This is a genomic window from Streptomyces sp. NBC_00659, from assembly GCF_036226925.1.
Classification (GTDB): Bacteria; Actinomycetota; Actinomycetes; order Streptomycetales; family Streptomycetaceae; genus Streptomyces.
In genome coordinates this window covers 3,100,870-3,119,814 of sequence record NZ_CP109031.1, presented here as the reverse complement: position 1 = coordinate 3,119,814, position 18,945 = coordinate 3,100,870, and the positions used below count along the sequence as shown (strand labels likewise).

Annotated in this window: 8 protein-coding genes; 2 read left to right on the top strand and 6 right to left on the bottom strand. The window is 68.9% G+C overall.

The features are described from left to right. Positions 1-2 precede the first annotated feature (2 nt). Complete coding sequence (locus OG410_RS13490) at positions 3-1,040, top strand: CBS domain-containing protein (RefSeq protein ID WP_164373103.1); 1,038 nt, start codon at positions 3-5, stop codon at positions 1,038-1,040. Between the two features lie 91 nt (positions 1,041-1,131). On the opposite strand, the gene pglZ is transcribed toward OG410_RS13490, so the two are convergent. From pglZ to OG410_RS13470, 4 genes are all read right to left on the bottom strand, one after another. Beyond that, complete coding sequence (gene pglZ, locus OG410_RS13485) at positions 1,132-4,176, bottom strand: BREX-2 system phosphatase PglZ (protein WP_329299358.1); 3,045 nt, start codon at positions 4,174-4,176, stop codon at positions 1,132-1,134. Positions 4,177-4,246: 70 nt separating this feature from the next. Continuing rightward, positions 4,247-8,215, bottom strand: coding sequence for a BREX-2 system ATPase PglY (gene pglY, locus OG410_RS13480; RefSeq protein WP_329299357.1), 3,969 nt, complete (start codon positions 8,213-8,215; stop codon positions 4,247-4,249). A gap of 249 nt (positions 8,216-8,464) precedes the next feature. Beyond that, positions 8,465-8,668, bottom strand: coding sequence for a DUF397 domain-containing protein (locus OG410_RS13475; RefSeq protein ID WP_329299356.1), 204 nt, complete (start codon positions 8,666-8,668; stop codon positions 8,465-8,467). Next, on the bottom strand, positions 8,665-9,549 hold the full coding sequence (locus OG410_RS13470) for a helix-turn-helix domain-containing protein (protein WP_329299355.1): 885 nt from the start codon (positions 9,547-9,549) through the stop codon (positions 8,665-8,667). Before OG410_RS13470 ends, OG410_RS13475 begins: the two co-directional genes overlap by 4 nt. Positions 9,550-9,739: 190 nt before the next feature. Between OG410_RS13470 and OG410_RS13465 the strand changes: the two genes are divergently transcribed. Continuing rightward, positions 9,740-10,204, top strand: coding sequence for an ATP-binding protein (locus OG410_RS13465; protein ID WP_329299354.1), 465 nt, complete (start codon positions 9,740-9,742; stop codon positions 10,202-10,204). A 68-nt stretch (positions 10,205-10,272) separates the two neighbouring features. On the opposite strand, the gene pglX is transcribed toward OG410_RS13465, so the two are convergent. Together pglX and pglW are read right to left on the bottom strand one after the other, a co-directional pair. Continuing rightward, positions 10,273-13,899, bottom strand: coding sequence for a BREX-2 system adenine-specific DNA-methyltransferase PglX (pglX, locus tag OG410_RS13460; RefSeq protein WP_329299353.1), 3,627 nt, complete (start codon positions 13,897-13,899; stop codon positions 10,273-10,275). A gap of 126 nt (positions 13,900-14,025) precedes the next feature. Further along, positions 14,026-18,747: a BREX system serine/threonine kinase PglW gene (pglW, locus tag OG410_RS13455; RefSeq protein ID WP_329299352.1), complete on the bottom strand. Its 4,722-nt coding sequence runs from the start codon at positions 18,745-18,747 to the stop codon at positions 14,026-14,028. Between the last annotated feature and the right edge of the window lie 198 nt (positions 18,748-18,945).

The following is an 18,945-nucleotide window of genomic DNA, read 5'->3' as shown; positions in this document are numbered from 1 at the left end:
CCATGACGACTCCGCCGTCCGACGACAGCCTCCTGGCACTCAAAGGCACGAGGATTTCCGTACCGGACCTGCTCGCGCTCTTCGGCACACGCCGGCGTGATGACCAGTCGGTGCTGGCCATTGCGCAGGCACTCAGGGACGTCGGCCTGTCCACGGTTCCGTCCTTCGCGACCTGCGGACGCGGGATCGAGGTCCATGTCGTAGCTCTGGAGACGGTCGCGGCACCGGACGACTCCGCTTCCGACGAGGAGTCCGAGGAGGAGCCGACGCCCGGTCTGCTTCCGCAGCACCCGCTGCGGATCGGCGACATCCCGGCGGCACGTGCGGGACTCGAGTCCCTGCCGTCGAGCGCGCAGCTCTCCGAGGCCACCTATCTGATGCGCACCAGGGACTATTCCCAACTGCCCATCATCGACGGGACGACAACGCTGTGCGGCGCCGTCACCTGGAACTCTGTGGCCCGGATGTACGAGAAGGCCAACGTCGACCGGGTGCTGGCCAACGCCATGGTGGACGACCCTCCGGTGGTCGAGGAGCACCAGAACTTCTTCGCCGCGCTGCCCTTGGTCTGCGAGAAGGGCTACGTACTGGTCCGGCGCTACGACGGCAGGTTCAGCGGGATCGTGACCTCCGCCGACATCACGGAACGCTTCGACGCCACAGCCAGGCCGTTCTTCATCGTCGGGGAGATCGAGTTCCTGCTCCGCAAGTGCCTCGGCGCCGCGATCGACCCCGAGGCCATCAAGGCTGTGCAGCCGAAGAAGCCTGAGCGCCAGACCGGCAAGATCTCCGACTTGATGTTCGGGGACTACGTCTCGCTGCTCGACGGCCAGCAGAGCAAGGAAGCACTGCGGCCGAAGGCGGACCAGAACTGGCAGGACCTCGGCTGGCCCATGGTCAACCGGGTCCAGTTCGTGTACCAGCTCGACCAGGTGCGCAGGATCCGCAACAAGATCGCGCACTTCGCCCCCGAGCCGCTGGACCAGCGGTCCCTCGACGAGTTGGGGCAGTTCCTGCGGGTACTCCGGCAGCTTGTCTGACCCTCGGACACGAAGAAGGACGCGAAAGAAGTACGTCGGCGGCCCGAGCGCGTGTCTCCCGCGTCGCTCGGGCCGACAACGATGACGCTTCTCAGTCCAGCTCGAACTGCCCCTTCAGCAAGCCGGTGTTCAGCCGCAGCGTGCGTCCGTCCGGAAGCGTCTCCAGCACCTGGGCACCGTCGTAGTTGAGCAGTTGCCGCAGGACCGCGCAGAAGCCCTCGGCGCCACGGGTGGCCGGAAGGCCGACGCGTTGCGCCAGTGCCGTCATCGGAAGCGTGCCTCCGACGTCCAGCAGGACCCGGACAGCCCGTTCCATCCGAGGCAGTTCGCGCTTGCGCGCCAGCACCTGCACCTGCACCTGATAGATCTCCGAAGCGAGGAGCGCGGCCATCAGGGCGTCGTGCGGCGAGGCGGATTGATCCGCTTCGTCCGGGGCGACAGCCGCGACGGACAGCAGTGCCTCCTCCTCGGTAGGCACGAGCACCATGTCGAAGAGCGAGTCACGGCTCGCCACGATCTCGACCGCCTCCTTCGCCGCCTTGCCGGTGGACGGGGAACCGCCCGCCTGCTTGGACGGGCTCGCCGCCGGTCGCGCTTCGGCGTGCTCGCCTGTCACTGCGCCGACTGTCGCGACGGTGTGCCCGGGCTCGGCCGCCTGACCATCGAGGCGCCACCACGAGGGCCGCTGGTCACCGAGTTCGCGCCAGCCCTTGGGCGGCTGCGCGCCGAACGGCAGGAACGCCAGTACGGGGATGGCGACTTCGGCGAGGGAAGCACCGCCGTGGTAGCCCGCCTTCTGCGCGGTGTAGCGGGAGTCGGCGTCCCAGAGTGCGACAACCTCACCGCCCCGCGTGCCACTGGACGCGGACTCGGTCGGGGGGACGACGACACGAGGCCCGGTCAGCAGCACCTCGGACTCCGCGAGCGGACCCCCAGGCACCCGGTGCCGGGCCGACAACGGGACTTCGGCCTCCAGCCGAGCCCCGTGGCGGTCGACGACGTGCCCGTGGTCGCTGGTCAGGATCACCGCCCGGCCCTGCAGCGCGGCATAGCGCAGCAGTTCCCTGAGCTGCCCTATGTCGGACAGCCGCCAGGCGCCATCCCCGAGTTTCTGCTCCTTCGCCAGCCGGTCGTCGATGGTGTTGAGGACCACCGCGACGTGCGTCTGCTCGTCGTTGAGCGCGGTGAGGAGTCCGGGGCCGAAGGAGTCCCCGGCGGCATGGGCCCGAAGATCGTCCTTGTGGAAGGCAGCGGCTTTCGCGTCCCCCCAGAACCGATGTGCGGGGAACGCCCGCTTCTCATCGGTCTGGGCGCCCGACGTCAGCTTGGCCGCGAACAGCGAGGTCCGCGACACCGCCGTGAGAGTGGGCAGCGCGGCTGCCATCGCCCGGCGGCGCGCCGCGTCCTTCGCGTCGGCGAGAGGGTCGTACTCGACCCAGTGCTCACGCAGTTCTTCGCCCAGCTCAGAGGCGATGGCCGCATTCATACCGTCGAGAACGAGCAGGAGTACCCCGCGATCCCCGGCCTTCACCACGGGGGCGACCACACGAGGGAGGAAGGTCTCCACCGCGAGCATCGTTCCGGGTGTCCCGCCGTCCGCTGTCCACGTGGCCAGGGCGTGTGCGAAGTTCCGGTCGATCTCCCGTCGGTGCGCCCGCACGGAGGCACACAGACTGTCGTACGCGGACTGCAGGGCAGGCTCGCTCTCGCCCCCGGCCTCGATGTGTTCGAGGGCGAGGTCCACCCAGCCGGTCTCCGCGATCTGGCGGCCGATCGCCGCCGCCACGTTCCCGGACGCGACAGGTGGGTCGCCCGCGAGCCACTGGGCGAGCCGCAGCGCCATGCCGGCGCGTGCGATACGGGTCCGGGCGTCGGGTTCTTTCGCGAGCGCATGGTCGTCGAGGGCGCCGACGGACCGCGTGACCTGCTGCGGATCCTTGTCGGTCAGAGCCTGCCCGACGGCAGCGAAGCGGGCCTCAAGTCCCGCCGCCAGCAGGGCACTTGACCGGGCTGCCCGCTCGGCTCCGAACTGCCGGATCAGTGAGTCCGCCCGGTCCAGGGCGATATGGCTCATCTTCCGGGCAGCCGCCGCCGACTCGTCGAACTCCGACCGCCCGCTCAGCAGCAGTGCGGACACGAACTCCTCGCAGGCCCGGCCGAAGGACGCTGCGAGCTGGTCGAGGGCCGCACCGTGCGCCGGCGGTTCGTCCCCGAACCAACGCTCGGCGCGCCCCCGTGCCCGGTAGTCCTCGGCGTCCACGGACTCGCCACCGGCCGCGGATCCCTCGTCCGCACGCCGACGGCCACGCGTGCGCCGCCCACCGGCGGCGTCCGGAAGTTCGGTGTCCCGCCAGAGCGCGCCACAGACGAGCCCGAACGCGACGGCGTCCGGCCCGTGCTCGGCGTCGACCAGGGAGACCAGGGCCCGCCCGGTGAGCCCCACCTGGTCGTCCTCGCCGAGGAACCGGGCGAGTCCGGCACGCTCGGGTGCCCGCAGCGAGAGGTAACGGTCGGGGCCGCCGGGCTGCAGCGACCAGCGCAGCAGCGCGTGAACGTCGAGACCGCCCGCGCCCGCCATCTGCCCGGGGTCGGCATCGGGGGCGTACCGTCCGATCCCGAGCCTGCGCATGGCGAGGGCGGCCAGCGCCTCGCGCCGGGACAGTGCACCGCCCGCCAGCTGCGGCCAGCCGCCCGGAGGCGTCGCGTCGAGGAGTGCTTCGGAGGCCCAGTTCTCCTCGGAGAGCCAGTGGTCGGTGGCGTCGGCGCCGAACGCCTCGCGGACGACGTCCCAGATGTTGACGGCGCTCACGCGTTGCCGGTGCACCTTGGCCAGCAGGTCGGGGCCGAGTTCGGCCTCCTCGCGGTCGGTGAGGACGACGAGGACCTCGGGTCCGGTGGCATCGGCCGCCTGGTGGGCCAGCACCAGCTCGTACACGGCGAGCGGCGAAGGGCCGACGGCGATCCGGGCGTGCCGTCCCGCACCCCACGGGAGCTGCGCGGGTCCCTCCCAGACTGGTGCCGCACGCAGCAGGACCACCCGGCGCTTCTCGGGGGTGAGGCTGGGCTGCGAGTTCAGGTACTGGGTGATCGTGGCGGCGTTGAGCCGCACCGCGCTGGTTGTCGTCGCCACGGTCACCCGCCTGCCCGCCTTGTCTCCGTGCTGGTCTTCATCGCTGGGCCCGTCATGCCCATGGTCTTCGCCGCCGTCACTCCACGACCCGCCAGCTGATCTCGATGGTGGCGTCCGGCTCGGCCGCCGCCAGCTCGGCAAGTTCCGCGCGCAGCTCGGCAAGGGCCTGGGACACCTTCGTACGGCCGCTGCCCGAGCGGCGCGCGGCACGCCCGGTGCCCGTCCGGCCGGTCGGGGTCGGAAGGGGCGGCTGGGTGGTGGGCACCGGCGGGTGGCTGCTGGCGGTGGTGAGGTCTATGGCGCCCGGCGAGGTCAGGGGACCGGGAGCGGGCTCGGCCGGGGTGGTCGGCCGAGCAGGGGCCCCGGCCGCCTGGTTGCGCTTGAGTACGGCGACCCCGGACACCCGCGCCTTCTCCAGGGCGTCCTTGAGGTTGACTGTGCGCTGGTCGGCGTTGGCCGCGCTGCGCAGTTGCGCGAGCACCGCCTCGCCCTCGGGGCCGCCGTTCGCCGCCAGCTCGAAGGTGTCCCAGCTGGCGCCCGCGAGCGCCGCCGCGACGGCTGCGGCCTGCTTGACGGAGGCGCCGTAACGGCTGGCGGAAGCGGCACCGAGGTCGAAGGTGGCGAAGGCCGTGATGATCTGCTTGGCGGCGGCCGTACCGCCCGCCGCCCCCTGGTCGAGTCCGGCCAGCTCGCCGAGCAGATCTCGCGACCGGCGGGCGAGGGCGAGCCGGCCGGACTCGTCACCGCCGTCCAGCGCGAGGAACACCGAGTGCCCTTCGAGCTGCTTCAGCAGATCGTCCGCGTGGGGCCGGAAGTGCCGGGCCTTGGCCAGGATCTGCCGTGCGAACTGGCTCACCAGACGTCCCCGGCGCAGTGTCGGAGGCTTCGCCTCCGCCCCCTCCACGCCGAAGATGTCCCAGTACCGGCTACGCGCCTCCTCCCAGACCTCTTCCTCTGGCAGGGGCTGGTCGCGAAGCGCGTCCTGTTGCCGGATCGCCGAGAGTTCGGGCGCCGGGTCGAGGACCGCGCCCGCGCGCACCCACACCCGGTCGTCCATCTCCGCGAAGGCCGCGATGACCAGGTGCGCGAGGAAGGGCTCCAGGCCCATGGGCTCGGGCCGGTCGATCCATTCGGTGAGCTTGGTGACGCTGAGGTCGCCGGGCCCGCCGTCCGTACGCGCCATCAGCGCGAAGTGCTCGGCCCACCGGTTCGACAGCCGGAAGTACGCCTCTTTCTGCTGCCCGAGGCCGAGCGGTACGGCGATCCGCTGCATCAACTCCCGTTCCTTGCCCGCGTTCTCGACCTGCCGGTCGGGTGCCTCAGCGGCATCCCGGACGAGTCCGAACACGGTCCGCGCCTCGCTGGGCTTGACCGCGGTGTTGTTGCCCCGCGGATCGAAGTCAGGGTGGGCGGGGAACTGGTGGGCGAGCAGCTTCGAGACGACGTGCCGGGCGCCGTCCTGCATCGACTGCCCGATGGAGACCCGGAGCTCGGGCACCTCGGGCAGGGCTTCGAGGTGATCGTTGAAAGAGATGTCGACGTCGGAGGCCTTCTTGTCGGCCAGCCCGTACGCCTGCTTGAACGCCGCCTTCACCGTCTGCGTGAGCGACTCCCGCTGCCCTTCGAGCAGGGCCTTGGCGCGCGCCCGGTTGTCGGCGTTGAGATGCTGCGCGTACTGCGTGTCGAAGCGCCGCTCGTCCGCGAGGGCGTAGTCGATGACGACAAGACGCTGGAAGTCCTTGAAACGCGCGACAGACAGATGCGTGGGAATCCAGCCCACGGTCTGCGGGTGCGCACCCGGCCGCTCACGCAGACCGCGCATCCGGTGGACGTCGTCGATCCACCCTCGCTCACCCTCGTCGTACGGCAGGTCGACGATGAGCCGCCACAGGCTCTCCTGGCTCGGCTGGAACTCGTGGTCGGGAAGGTCGTCCGGGTCGGCGATGTTGCCGAAGACGACTTCGACGGTGCGGTTGGACCCGCGCCATACGAGGTTCAGCTCGTCGGCGGTCAGCCGGTCCTGGAGGTCCAGACCGAGTTCCTCGGCGAGCAGCCGCTTGGCGAGCGTGCGCCGGTTGCCCCGGCTGTTGTTGACGTTGGCGTTGGCGATGACGGAGTCCACGTCCACACCGGCGAGTTCGAGCCGTACGCCCGGGTTCGTGTCGGTGCCGATCGCCTTGATCTCGGCGAACTGCGCCGCCCACTCACCGACCTTGGTCTTGATCATCCCGACGTCGGCGCCGGGGATCGGCGAGACGACCGACCCGTGGTTGAGCGCGCCGAGCCGCCGGATGGTGAGGTCGCGCAGCGCGGGCACGCTGGGTGCGAGCGCGGAGAGCAGCAGCGTGCACATCAGCCGGTTGTCCCCGACGAAGCTCTTGCACCGGCCGAGCAGCGCGGGGTCGGTGATCGACTCCCGCCGGTGCGTATAGCGCTCGACGTCCTCCTCGGTGACCTCGTACGTGCCGAGGAGATACGGCCGCAGCTTGGTCCGGTACAGCTTGTCGGCGGTCTGGAACTCGACCTTCAGACTGTCGACGAAGGGCGTGTCACCGCCGTCCGCGATCACCGGATACAGGTCGCCGAGGGGGATGAGCTGCTCAAGGGTGGCGTCGTCGCGGTGGTCGGCGAGCAGCTGCCCCATCAGCTTCAGACCGGTACGCGACCGCTGCAGCGCGGACGAGATGTGGACGAGCGTGTCCATGAAGGCGGGCGAGAAGGGGTACGTCAGCCGGAACGACTCCTCGTCCGCACCGGTCGTCCCCTCGTCCGACCCTAGGAGTACGTCCCACACCTGCGGCCCGACCCGCTTGATCTTCGCGAAGGCGGCGTCGAGCTTGACCGCGGCCTCGGCGTCCTTGGGCTTCAGCAGACGGGCGTGGGCGACCTGCGGAAGGTTGCGGTCTTCGAGGGTGATCTTGTCGAAGCGCCCGGAGGCCAGCCTGAGACTGTCCTGGATGGCCGCCTCGGCCGCCCCGGAGGTCTCCTGGCCGACCAGTTCACGCAGGTCGCGCTGACGGGCGATGAACGACACGATCGGGATGGCCCGGCGCGAGTCGGCACCTTCGACAAAGTTGGTGATCTTGTCGGCCTCGCGGGAGACGAACCGCTGGTCGTGGATGCGGTTGGCGAGCCAGAGGATCAGCTCGTCCATGAAGAGGATGAGCCCGTCGTAGCCGAGGGATTTGGCGTGCTCGGCGATCACGGCAAGCCCGGCATCGAGGGAGATGAACCCGTGCTCGTCCTCGGCGGCGTTCCTGGCGAAGCCGGGGAACCAGGTGGTACTGGCGTCGTGTACGAGTTTGGCGCGCAGCTCGGCCGGGGTGCTCGGGTTGACCAGGTCGAGGTTGACCTCGCCGCCGTCCAGCTCCTCGGCGGAGAGGGCACGGTCGAGCAGCTCGGAGGTCCAGGCGAAGGACTCGCCCCACTCGTCCTCATCGGCTGTGCTGTCCGCATCCCCGTCGGCGCCGGCGAGCCCCTCGATGAACTTCTCGTCGCCCATCCGTGCACGGTGGGAGTGGATGTCCTCGAAGAGGGAGTCGGTGCGGTAGACCTGCGGGGTCGGCGCGTCCGGGTGGAGGTCGCTGAGCGCCTTGATGTGACTGACGTACCCACCGAGCACCCGCTGCTCCAGCGACTTCGCGCCGAGCATGTGGTAGGGCACAAGCAGGAAGCGCTTCTGCTCGGTGTTCAGCCACTCGTGCTTGGTCAGTATTGGATCGAAGTCCGCACGGGCCCGTGCGGCGGGCTCGCCTCGCAGGATGGCGTGCAGTACCGCCATGAAGTGGGACTTACCGGAACCGAACGACCCGTGGAGGTAGGCGGCCTTCGACGTGTGCCCGTCGAGCGCGGCCTTGATCAGCCCGAGCGCCTCGTCGAAGTTGTCGAGCAGACGCTCCGTGACGACGTAGTCCCGCAGCGCGTTCGCCGCACCCTCCTCCGTGACCGCCTCGGCGAGCTTCAGCACGAAGTCGGAGGTGGAGATCGACGTCTTGATGTCGATGACGTCGCGGAGGAGGGGGGCGGTGGCGGCGGTCGGGGCCATGTTTGTCTCGCGTCTCCTGGGGCCGGTTGCGATGCGTTTGCGTGCATCTGTCTGTCTGGGTGGGTTCGGGTCCTGGGGAGCGGAGGCTGCGTGGCTGGCTCCGATTCCAGGTCCGAGGTCCGTCTCAGATCGTAACCGGGAGGTATGACACTGCGGAGGTGTGCGGGGTACGGGGTCGCTTGTGGGGCTGGGCGGGCGATCGCCAGGACCGCCTGCGCGCCCGCCCGCCGTGGCTTGTCGCCGAGGTGGTCAGCGCAGCCGGGACACGAAGGCACTCCAAGCGGCGTGGCCGAACGCGATGGCGGGGCCGGTGGGGCGCTTGCTGTCGCGGACGGGGACGAGGTCGGGGAGGTTGGTGGCGGTCTCGACGCACTCGCCCTGCCCGCCGCTGTAACTGCTGACCCGCCAGGCTGCCATCGCGAGGTCCGACGGGGAGATGTGGGCGTGGTTCATTGTCTGTGCTCCTTGGCGATGCGGCGGATCAGCCCGAGCGATTCCGTGGGAGCCAGCGCTGAAGTGCGAGCGTCGCCGAAGAGCTTCCGATAGTGAGCGACTTCGGACGCCTGCTCCATCCAGATGTTGCCGGTTGGGTTCTCCGTCAGCACGAGATCCAGCGCTGAGACCCGAGGAAAGCTCAGCAGCAGGTACGGGCCGACCATACTGGAGTGCGCACCGCGTGCGAACGGCAGTACCTGGACAGTGACGTTGGGTAGTTCGGTGATGCTCGCCAGATGTTCCAGCTGGTCGTGCATCACGGCAGGACCGCCCACCTGCTGCCGGAGAACTCCCTCTGCCAGTACGGCCCAAAGCTCTAGCGGATCCTCACTGGTAAGGCGCTCCTGCCGGGCGATCCGCACCTGGACGAACTGATCGATCTGCTCAGCGGTTTCCCACGAACGCGAAGCTACGGTGACCGCACGGCCGTACTCCGGAGTCTGGAGAAGGCCCGGGATCAGGAGCGCCTGGAACGTCTTGATGGTGTCGCAGATGCTCTCCATCTCGATGTAGTCGCGGTAGGTGTCACCGAGCACCGACCCGTACTGGTGCCACCATCCCTCGCGTCGGCGGCGGTTGGCCTTGCGCGCCAAGGTGGTCAGCCGATCGCTCAGAGCAGCATCTTGGGCCTGGTAGGCATGCAGCATCGCTGTGAGGTCGGGGAGTCGCACGGCCACTCGACCGTTTTCGATCCGGCTGATCTTCCCCTTGGTGCAGTCGAGGGAGTCCGCCGCCTGAGCCGTGGTGAGACCAGCCGCCTCTCGCAACTTGCGTAGCTCGTCGCCGAGTTGGCGACCGAGGACCGTAGACGGGCTGGGCGGCACGTTGTTGACAGGCATGGAACCACCTTGCAGCAGAGCGGATGCTTATGGGCTGTCGTAACTCGAAAGGGCGAACATGGGCATCAATCGAATCGGCAACGTTGCAGATTCGCATGCTACGGGTCCAGTCTGCTTCATGGCGTGAGGCTGAACTCCTTCAGTGAAAAGGGAGCGTTGGCCCATCAGCACGGAGGCCCCTGGAGGAGTCATGACGGACCACGACGGCTCGTACGAAGCTCGCTTCCGTATCTCCCGCCACCCGCGAGGCGTGGCCCGATCAAGGTCGATACTCCGAGACGCCCTCTGGGGCTGGGGCATGGAGCAGGAGGTCGCAGAGGCGGCGGAACTGGTGCTGTCGGAGCTGGTCACCAACGCGCTGCGCGTACGGGTGCCGAGCGACCGGCAGGTTGGCGTGGGCTTTGCCTATGACCCGGTGGAGGGGGTGCTGCGCTTGGAGGTGAGCGACGCGGGCGCGGGCTGCCCGGAGTTGAGGTCGCCGGGTGAGGACGAGACGTGCGGGCGCGGTCTGATGCTGGTGGATGCGCTGGCCGACTGCTGGGGCGTGTGTGGCCGGGAGGGTGGGATCGGAAAGACAGTCTGGGCAGCGTTCAAGGCTCCGCAGGTGGCGTTACCTCCAGCGCGTGAGTCGGCGTTTCCTGGATCTCCTGGATGACGACACGCGAAGACCCTGCCGAGGCACGGCAGTTGACGTGCGGCGCCTCGGCAGGGCCTGGACGGCTGTCAGTCCTTCGCGGCGGGGCGACGGCCCCTGCCTCGCGTGGCGGCCGGCGGGCTCCACGCGCGCAGGTCGTCGTCGGTCAGGCCGTGCTGGCCCTGGTAGAGGGAGCGGTGCCCGGCGAAGAAGCCTGCGGGGGAGCCGCCGTACCTGCCGTCGAACTCGTTGTGCCACTGGGTAAGCCAGGGCTGGAGTTCGAGTAGGCCAGCGAGGAGCGGGGTGATCTCCTCGGTGGCCAGCTCGTGCACGGTGAAGTAGGTGGCGAGCGCTTGCGCCTGCTCCCGGTGGTCCCAGCCGGCCCACCCGTACAACTCGGGAGTACCGGAGATCGGCCCGGTCGCGTAGGAGATGAATCGCTCCTTGGGCACGTCGAGCTTGCCGCGGGCTCGCCAGTAGGAGGGCTTGAGGAAGTCGGCCGAGGTGTACTTGGGCGGTACGGGGATGGAGTCCCGGATCTTCCGCTTTTCCGCCTCGGTTTCGGCGGCGTCCTCCTTGCGCTGAAGCTCCCAGACGTGTTCCCAGTCCTGGCGCTTCTTCAGGGCGGCGGGCTTGTAGCGGAGGGCGGCGAGGAAGGGGACGTGCTCGTCCGCGAGGAGTCCAGCTACGACGGTGGCCAGCTCGGTGCGGGGCTCGTACAACTCGGCGACAGAGACGAACTCCTCGTCACGGGACAGGATGTCGGTGAGCTGGGAGCGGGTGAGGAGGGTGGGCTGCCCGTCCTCGTCGAACCAGTGCTCACGTTTCTCGATCCGGTCGAGCAGCCAGGACTGCAAGGCCTTCTTCTGAAGGGCATCCCAACCGTCGGTTGCCCAACGTCGCTTGTACTCGGGCCTCTCGATCATGCCGATGGCGCGGCTGGTCTCGATGGCGTCGATGCGCTTCTGTACGACGGCCTTGTAGACGTCGGACCAGTGGGCGGGCAGCTCCGTAATGGGCGTAGCCCCATGCCGCTTGAACCATTCCCCGGAGGCCTCTCCGTTCTCCACTCGCCGAGCAAGCGCAATCTCGAAGGCCCGCTCGCCTAGCGCGAGTTCGGGAACCTCGGCTTCGGGGGCGCGCAGGTCTTCGGCGTGCAGGTTGTAGAGGGAGTAGACCTGCCAGTCGAGTTCCTCTTGGAGGGCGATCATTTGGGCTCGGGTGGAGCGCCAGTTGGCTTGGGCTTCGCGCAGCGTTGGGGCCGCGGGGGTAGCAGAATCGGTGACTGTCAGGTCTTGGGCAAGAGCGTCGAGGCGCTCAGTAATTGAGGCCGGGCATTTGGCTGGTAGCGGAAAATTTTCAATATTTCCTCCGTTGAATTGATAAAAGCGCTCCCAGTCATCGCTCGTAAATCCGCCGCCCTCTCCTCGGATTCCCTTGTCGTGACAGTTCATCTTAAGCCAAAAGCATGCTGTAGAGCTGTTCAGCAATCCGAGCAAGCCGAAGTGTTCTTGATCAGTTGCCTCCTCGCCGAGTTTAATGACCGGCGCTGTCTGTTTGAATACCTTCCCGCCCCTGTCGAGTACAAAGTTGTTGTGCGTAGCCACTTCGGCGAATGTGATTGAGAGAGGTGTGGAGTATGCCGATGCAGTGTACTGCATGTAGTCCCACCAGCTTAGTCCCGCATCAGACATGTCGCCCTGGAATGTGCGCCGAGCCTCAAGAACTCTGCGAAGTGGCCAAAGTTCGATCTCCAGAGTGTTAGAGTCGGCCTCTTTGGTGTAGGGGAACCAGATATTCTCCTGCGGTTGTGCGATCCAGTCTCGAACGGCCTCTCCGGCCATAAGTGGGCGCAAACCGCGGCGATCCGTTACTGTGCGATACGTGCTGCGAAGCGGTCGAACGTACGCATCGTCCGCTCCTGCTCGAATAGCTCGACCAATCGGGGGGACAATGGCTGCCTTTAGGCGCCGAGTGAGCGCCTTTTCGAGCCGCTCGATAACTTCGAGACCGCCTGCGGCTAGAATCCATGGATGTTTTCCGAAGTGTGCTTCGCGCTTCAAATCGTCTACGGAAACCCACTGGCTAACCGTTCCAGGATCGTCTACCTGGCTCGCGATCGCAGTCCATACCAGACCTTCAGAAGGATCCTCGGGCGCCTCAGGCTCGCCCTGCACGCTACGGACCGTCCGAATAGTCTCCCCCCGCGCATTCCCGGCCCGCCGCCGCCCCACCAAAATGACAGTCGGCGTCCCATGCCCAGGAATGTAAGCTCCCGAGGTGTCGATAACCTCAGTCAGCTCCACTTTATGTGCGAAGTACTCCTCGATCAACTTGGTTCCGAACTCTCGCTTCATAAACGAGTTAGCGGTGATCTTCCCGACCATCCCGTACCCGCGCCCATCCGGAACCCCAACCTTCGCCAGTTGGAAGAACCTTTCGGCAAACGGCACGGACAGTGCGTAGGTCCCCGCACAGGACTTATAAAGTTCCCGATAAAGCGAATTAAGCTTCTTGTCCTTGACGGTAATATAAGGCGGATTCCCTACCACCACGTCATATCGTCCGACCTCAAGGATCCCCTTGAACTCGGCCTCGTGTACATCCTCGGTAGCGTAAGAGAACTCCGCCAGCTCGTCCTTTTGCTCTGTGCTGAACTCCAGTTCCCCCTGCCCCTGGGTCCCCCGCACGCCAAACTCAAGCTGCCGAGCCTTGATCAGCGAGTCACCCACGGCCAAATGCACAGGCCAGTCATACCGCCCAGCCTCCGCGAGCGTCCGCACATTCGCCGCCGCCATCGCCGCCATCAGCAACCGGAACCGCGCGATGGCCACCGCGAACGGATTGATGTCCACCCCGTGCACAGAATCCAGCGCAGCCCGCACCCGCTCATGCGCGTCCTTGCCCGGCACCCGGTCCGCCCAAAGCGTCACCATCCGCTTGAACGCACCCAGCACGAAGTGACCGGACCCGCACGTCGGGTCGATCATCTTCAAGTCGCCGAACCGTGAACCCAGTTCACGCACCACCGGGCTCATCGTCCGGTCGAGGATGAACTCCTCCACGAACTCCGGAGTCTGGAGCAGCGCATACGTCTTACGGGCCGCCTCCGACAGATCCTGGTACAGGTCACCCAGGAACCGCGTGTCCCACCCCTTCGTACCGTCCTCATTCAGAGGGTCGGCGAAGTCATGAACGAGCTGCCCCTCCGCGTCCCGCTCACGCCAGAACTCCACCAGCGCCCGAGCCCCGGCGTGAGACAGAGGGACCTGGTACAGCGGGTTGCGCCGCTGGTCGAACAGCAGCTTGCCCGCCTGCCCCGACCCCAGCTCCGCGAACGCACGCTCCAGCCAGCCGCGAAACGTAGGGTCGGCGCCCTCCGAATCATCAGCGACGTACTGCCCGTACCGTGCCTCCGCCAGCTCCTGGCGCTCCTGAGCCGCCCCCGCAAGATACGGCTCGGGAATCAGCCTGTTGTCCTCGCAGAACCGTACGAACACCGTGCCCAGCACCCACGCAACCGCGACCTGCGTGACGCGTTCCTTCAGCCACTCGTTCCAGGTCGCCGCCGTACGCTCCAGCTCCCGGGCTCGGTCGTACTCCGCCCGCAGCCGAGCACCCACCTCCGGTACGGCCTTGACCTGCTTGTCGAGGTCCGCCTCGACCGCCTTGACCCGCTTGATCAGGTCGGCCAACAAAGCCTTGCGGTCGATCACGTCGCCACGTCTCCACTCGTCTGTTCATCGATCACTCATCGATCGAGCCGCGCTCACCATGCCGCGCCGCCCGCATGCCTCAGTCACCAGACCGGAGCCGGAGTCAGTCCGGCCACCGGCCCCAACTCATCCGCCGGCCAAGCCCCTCGCACCGGCCACGTCCGCCATCCCACCGCTCCGCTCGCCGTCTGCCCGATGCTGGTTCCCCACCCACGAGTCCGGCAGTACGACCCACTCACCCAGCCCCGCCTGATACGGAACCGCCGTCGTCCCCAGCCGGGGCGGTCGCGTCGGGTCGCTCTGCGGGCACAGCAACCACAGCCCCCGCCCGCCACGCCGGGACCGCTCAGCCAACCGATCCAGGACGCCCATCGCGTCGTACCGGGCGAACACCCCGGCGTCAGCGAGCAGCAGCGGCCCACCGGCCGGAGCCGAAGCAGACCCCAACCCCCCGGCCCTAGCCCCCACCAGCTCCCCAAGCCGAGGCTCCACCACTCCCCAGGCCGTCCGCGCGTACTCCGCGAACTTCATCGCCCCCTTGGACCCGGGATCCGCCACATCCGCCCGCAACAGCGTCTCCCACGTCGGCTTCGGACGCTGCTCCACCAGCTCGTGCAGCGCCTCCAAGAACAGCTCCGTCACCGAAACCGCCCCCGCCGCGAAGCGCTCCCCGGTCAACTCCTGTACTGCCGCGCCCGCCAGCGCCGTACGCACCGTGAGCACCCGGAAGCCGTCCCGCCGGGACGACGACATCAGCCTCTCCTCCGCGGCGACCGCGCCCGCGAGTTCCGTGTCGTCGGCGTACCGGTGGGCGGCGATCGTGCCGGTGGCCTGTCGCCGCGCGCCCGACGACAGGAAGCTCGACGCGTCCGTCAGTTTGCGGGGCAGGTAGCGCAGCGTTCGGGTGCCGGAGCGGGTGGACAGCTCCAGGTCGAAGCCCGCGTCCCGTAGCGCCGTCGTCAGTCGGCCGCCCCTCGGCAGCTCGTGGCTGCCTCGCTGGTCGAGCAGCTCCGGGAAGCGGGCCCGTACGCGCTCGTGGACCTCGTCGACCGTGAGGCCGGGCTGGCGTGAGCGCTCCAGGTCGGGGATGACCCGGACCAGGCCCGCCTGCGTGAGCCGCAGCGCCCGTACGAGCGGCAGGTCGCGGGGGTAGATCTCCAGGCGTGGGGTCGCGGCGGCGTTGCGGGAGGCCGCTGCCGCCAACTCCACCGTGCGGCGCTCGTCCCACTCCACCGCCGCGCTCGGCGGGGCGATGCTGCTCAGCTCGGCCAGGACGGTCGTGGCCGTCGGCAGGGTCGGGTGCTTGGCGAGCCGGTCGGCGATCTTGCCGAGGCGCTGGGCGTAGTCGAGGAGGCCGGGGGCGGACGGGGTCTCGGGGGCGTCGTCCTCGACGACCTCCAGGGCGAGCAGGCCGGCGCCCATGGCCGCGTCGGACGCCTCGCGGTTCGGCACGTGGCGGAACTCGCTTTCATCCGGGACGAGTTGCTCGACCTCGACCGCCGCCCGCACCGCCGCCAGCGCCAGCGCTCGCCGCTGCTCCCGCTCCTCCAGCTGCGTACCGCGGCGCACCACCAGCGCGTCGGCGACCTCCGCCGCCGGGGCTACCCGGCCCAGATCCCGCAGCAGCTCGAGGATCTCGGTACGCAGAGCCCGTACCGCCGGGTGCTTCTTCCACAGTCCGCGCTGGGTCTTCAGCATCTGGGGGATGCGGCCGGCCGACAGGCCCAGAGCCGCCGCCACGTCCTTCTGCTTCGGCCACACGCCGATGTCGGGCAGTTCGCCGCGCTCGTCCGGCAGGCGCAGCAGCAGCCGTACCATCTCGCACTCGTTGCGGTTCGACCCGTCCTTCTTCAGCTCGGGTGCGAAGACCGTGGCCAGGGCGTCCAGGCTGACCGTGCGCAGGGCCGCGTCCGGGAGGCCGACCACGCCTCCGCTCGCTGCGACCGCCAGGGCGGCGCTCGCCTCGGCTGCCGTCAGCTCCTCCTTCGCGGCCTTGCGGCCCGCCGGAGTCAGTGGCGCGGCGGGCTGTTCTGCGAGCTGGCGGCGCCACTGCTTGATCCGGCCGAGGACTTCCTTGCGGGTCTTGGCGCCGAGGCCGGGGGCGTTGACCAGCTGGCGCTGGCTGTAGTCGAGCAGTTCACCGACCGTGTGCACGCGCGGCCGAAGGCCGTACACGAACGACTCGGCGGCCGGGCCGAGACCCGAGGCCGAGATCGGCGTGTCACGCTCCACCTGCTTAGCCAGCCGGTCGCGCTGCCGCTCGGCGGTCTCCTCCTCGGCCGCCTCGATCACCGGCTCCAGCCGTGCGGCGACGCCTTCCGCGGCGATTGCCTCGGGCGCGGGGCGCGAGCGCCGCGACGAGGGCTTCGCCTCGTCCATCGCCAGGAAGACGCGCTTCCAGGCGTCCCGCATGGGCTTCAGGTCCTTGAAGCGCTGCGTCGCGTCGCGGTGCAGGGCCTGCTGGAAGAACTTCAGCAGCCCGTCCTTCACCGCCGGGTCGAAGGCGTCCACGGCGATCGCCGGATGCGGCTCCTTCTCCGGGTTCGTCTGCCGCGCCGAGACCCGGCCTCCGCCCCACACCGGCAGCTCACCCGAGGCCATCTCGTGCAGGGTGACTGCCAGCGCGTATCGCTCGGCATGGGCGTCGTACACCGAACGCTCGGTGAGTTCGCCGATGAACGGGTCCAGATAGCCGTCCGTCCCGGCGCCCGTCTCCTTCACGGGATAGCCGGCCAGCGAGAAGTCGATCAGTACGAGTTCCCGGGTGCGGTTCGGGCGGACCCGGATGGCGATGTTGTCCGGCTTGATGTCCCGGTGCCAGACACCCTCGCCCTCCAGGAAGTCGACGGCCCCGAACAGGTAGTCGCCGTACGCCTCCAGCTGGTCCACGGTCAGACGGCCGGACTCCCGCAGCCGTCGGGCGACCGTCTCCTCGCGCCGCCTCGTGCGGGAGGCGCCGGGCGCGGCCGGTTCGGCCTCGCGCTCGTCACCGACGTACTCCAGGACCAGCACCGTCTTGTCGGCGATGCGCTGTGGCTCGGGCTCTACCAGGCGGATGATCCGCGAGTCGGGGCGCAGCCGACCCATGACGTCGGCTTCGCGCTCCAGCACCTCGCCGGCCCGCTCCGACAGGGCGACCTTCAGGACCACGAGGGACTTGGAGAGCCGTACCTCGGGGCCCGCCGTCAGGTCCCGGACCAGGAACGCGCGACTCGTCGACCCCGTGCCCAGCCTGCGCCTGACCTCCCAGCGGTCGGCCAGGACGTCGCCCGCGACCGCCTCGAGAGGGTCCTTCTCGGGAGCGGGCGCCGGGGCAGGCTCTGGTTCCACCGGGAGAGGCGTTGCCGGACGGGCCGGCTCGGTCAGCGTCTCCTCGACGACCTCCAGCATGTCCAGGAAGTCGTCCACCGAGGTCAGACGGTCGGCGATGCTGTACGCCGTGGCCGACTGGACCAGCTCGTCGATGTCCTCCGACAGACCGTCCACCACGGCGCTGGGCCGCAGCCCCTCGCCCGCCTCGAAGCGCGCCAGCAGCTCGGCCTGGCTGGCCGCCGGAGCCTGGCCCGTGGCCAGCAGGTAGGTGAGGACACCGAGGCCGTAGACGTCCAAGGTGACGGGGTCGGCCTTCGGGGCGGTCAGTTCGGGTGCGAGGTACGAGTCCGCTCCCTCCGCCAGATGCGCTCCCGCCCGGGAGAACGTGGTCGGCGCGAACCGCTCGCCGCCACCCGGACCGCCCGAGCCGGCGTCGCGCTGCACGGCGACCTGCCAGTCCGAGATCTGCACGTACGGGTTGAGCCAGCCCGACTCCTCGCCGTCCGCCCCCGCCACCCGGCCGCGAGGCCGCGGCATCACGTGGATCGCCCGCGCCGCGAGCGTGCGGTGGAAGATCCGCCGCCCGTGCGCCGAACGCACCGTCTCGGCGAGCTGACGCACCAGCGCCATCCTGGTCAGCACGTCGAGTTTCCCGCCGTACTGCGCCAGGTACTCGTCCAGCCGCAGTGTCCGCGGGTCGTAGTCGAAGATCAGCGCGGGACCCGCCGGATGCCCGGACGGGTCGTACTGCTTCAGCTGCACGACACCGGGATGCCGGAAGCGGCGCAGCACCGCGGCCTCGCGCCGCGCCGCCCGCTCCACCGAGGCCCGCTGCTCGGCGTCCGAGCCGCGCTCCCGCAGATAGACCCGGACCCGGGCCGCCTCGGGCAGCTCGCTGTGCCGCGCCAGATAGTCCGCCCAGGTGGGTCCCGAATCGAACGACTTCCGGTCCAGCTGGTACGGCCCCACCCGGTACTCGGCGTCACTGGGCGCGATCCCGATCCGCTCCAGGGCGGTCGCGATGGCGCGGGACTTCGGGGCGTCGATGCGTCGGCGCTCCTCGAGAGGCGGGCGCTCCAGCATCCCGACGAGCTGGTGCACGGTGAACAGGCCGTGCTGATCGTGCGCGGGCAGACGATTGCGCAGGGAGGAGTCGGTGAAGCACACCGCCTCCGACACCCACACCTGCACGTTCTGCGCGCGCAACAGCGAGGCCAGCTCCTTGGCCTTCCTGTTCGCCAGATGCAGGGGATTGCCGTGCGACACCTGCCGGCCGCTCGGCTGGGTCTGCAGCCAGCTGCCGTTGCGGGACTCGACCGAGCCGTGCCAGTCCTTCAGCTCGATCAGATGCACCCCGCCCGGGGCGACCACGAGGAGATCGACTTCACGGACGTGACCGGTGCCCGCGGTGAAGACGAAATTGGACCACGCACGCCAAGGACCGTTGTCCCGGAGCTTCTCGCGGATGGCCGTCAGGCCACGCCGCTCGTGCTCGAACTGGGATTCGGTGACCGTGACCCACCGGCCGTCCCGCATACGTGATCCCCGCTTTGTCGAGAGTGTCGCTGTCGTGCCGTGCCATGGTGCCCGGTCGGCGAATAGACCCTCGAATGCTACCGGGCGCACACCGACGCGGGGACTGCACTGCGTGTTCAGCGCCTCGCGGACCGTCGCCGGACGCCCCAAAGGCCCAGGACCGGGGCGCACACCTTCCGGCCGGGTGACCGGATCGCG

Excerpts from the sequence above, each read along its gene's own strand:
- OG410_RS13475 (WP_329299356.1), bottom strand. The coding sequence starts at position 8,668 with ATGAACCACGCCCACATCTCCCCGTCGGACCTCGCGATGGCAGCCTGG.
- pglW (WP_329299352.1), bottom strand. The coding sequence starts at position 18,747 with ATGCGGGACGGCCGGTGGGTCACGGTCACCGAATCCCAGTTCGAGCAC.
- OG410_RS13470 (WP_329299355.1), bottom strand. The coding sequence starts at position 9,549 with ATGCCTGTCAACAACGTGCCGCCCAGCCCGTCTACGGTCCTCGGTCGC.
- pglY (WP_329299357.1), bottom strand. The coding sequence starts at position 8,215 with ATGGCCCCGACCGCCGCCACCGCCCCCCTCCTCCGCGACGTCATCGAC.
- OG410_RS13490 (WP_164373103.1), top strand. The coding sequence starts at position 3 with ATGACGACTCCGCCGTCCGACGACAGCCTCCTGGCACTCAAAGGCACG.
- OG410_RS13465 (WP_329299354.1), top strand. The coding sequence starts at position 9,740 with ATGACGGACCACGACGGCTCGTACGAAGCTCGCTTCCGTATCTCCCGC.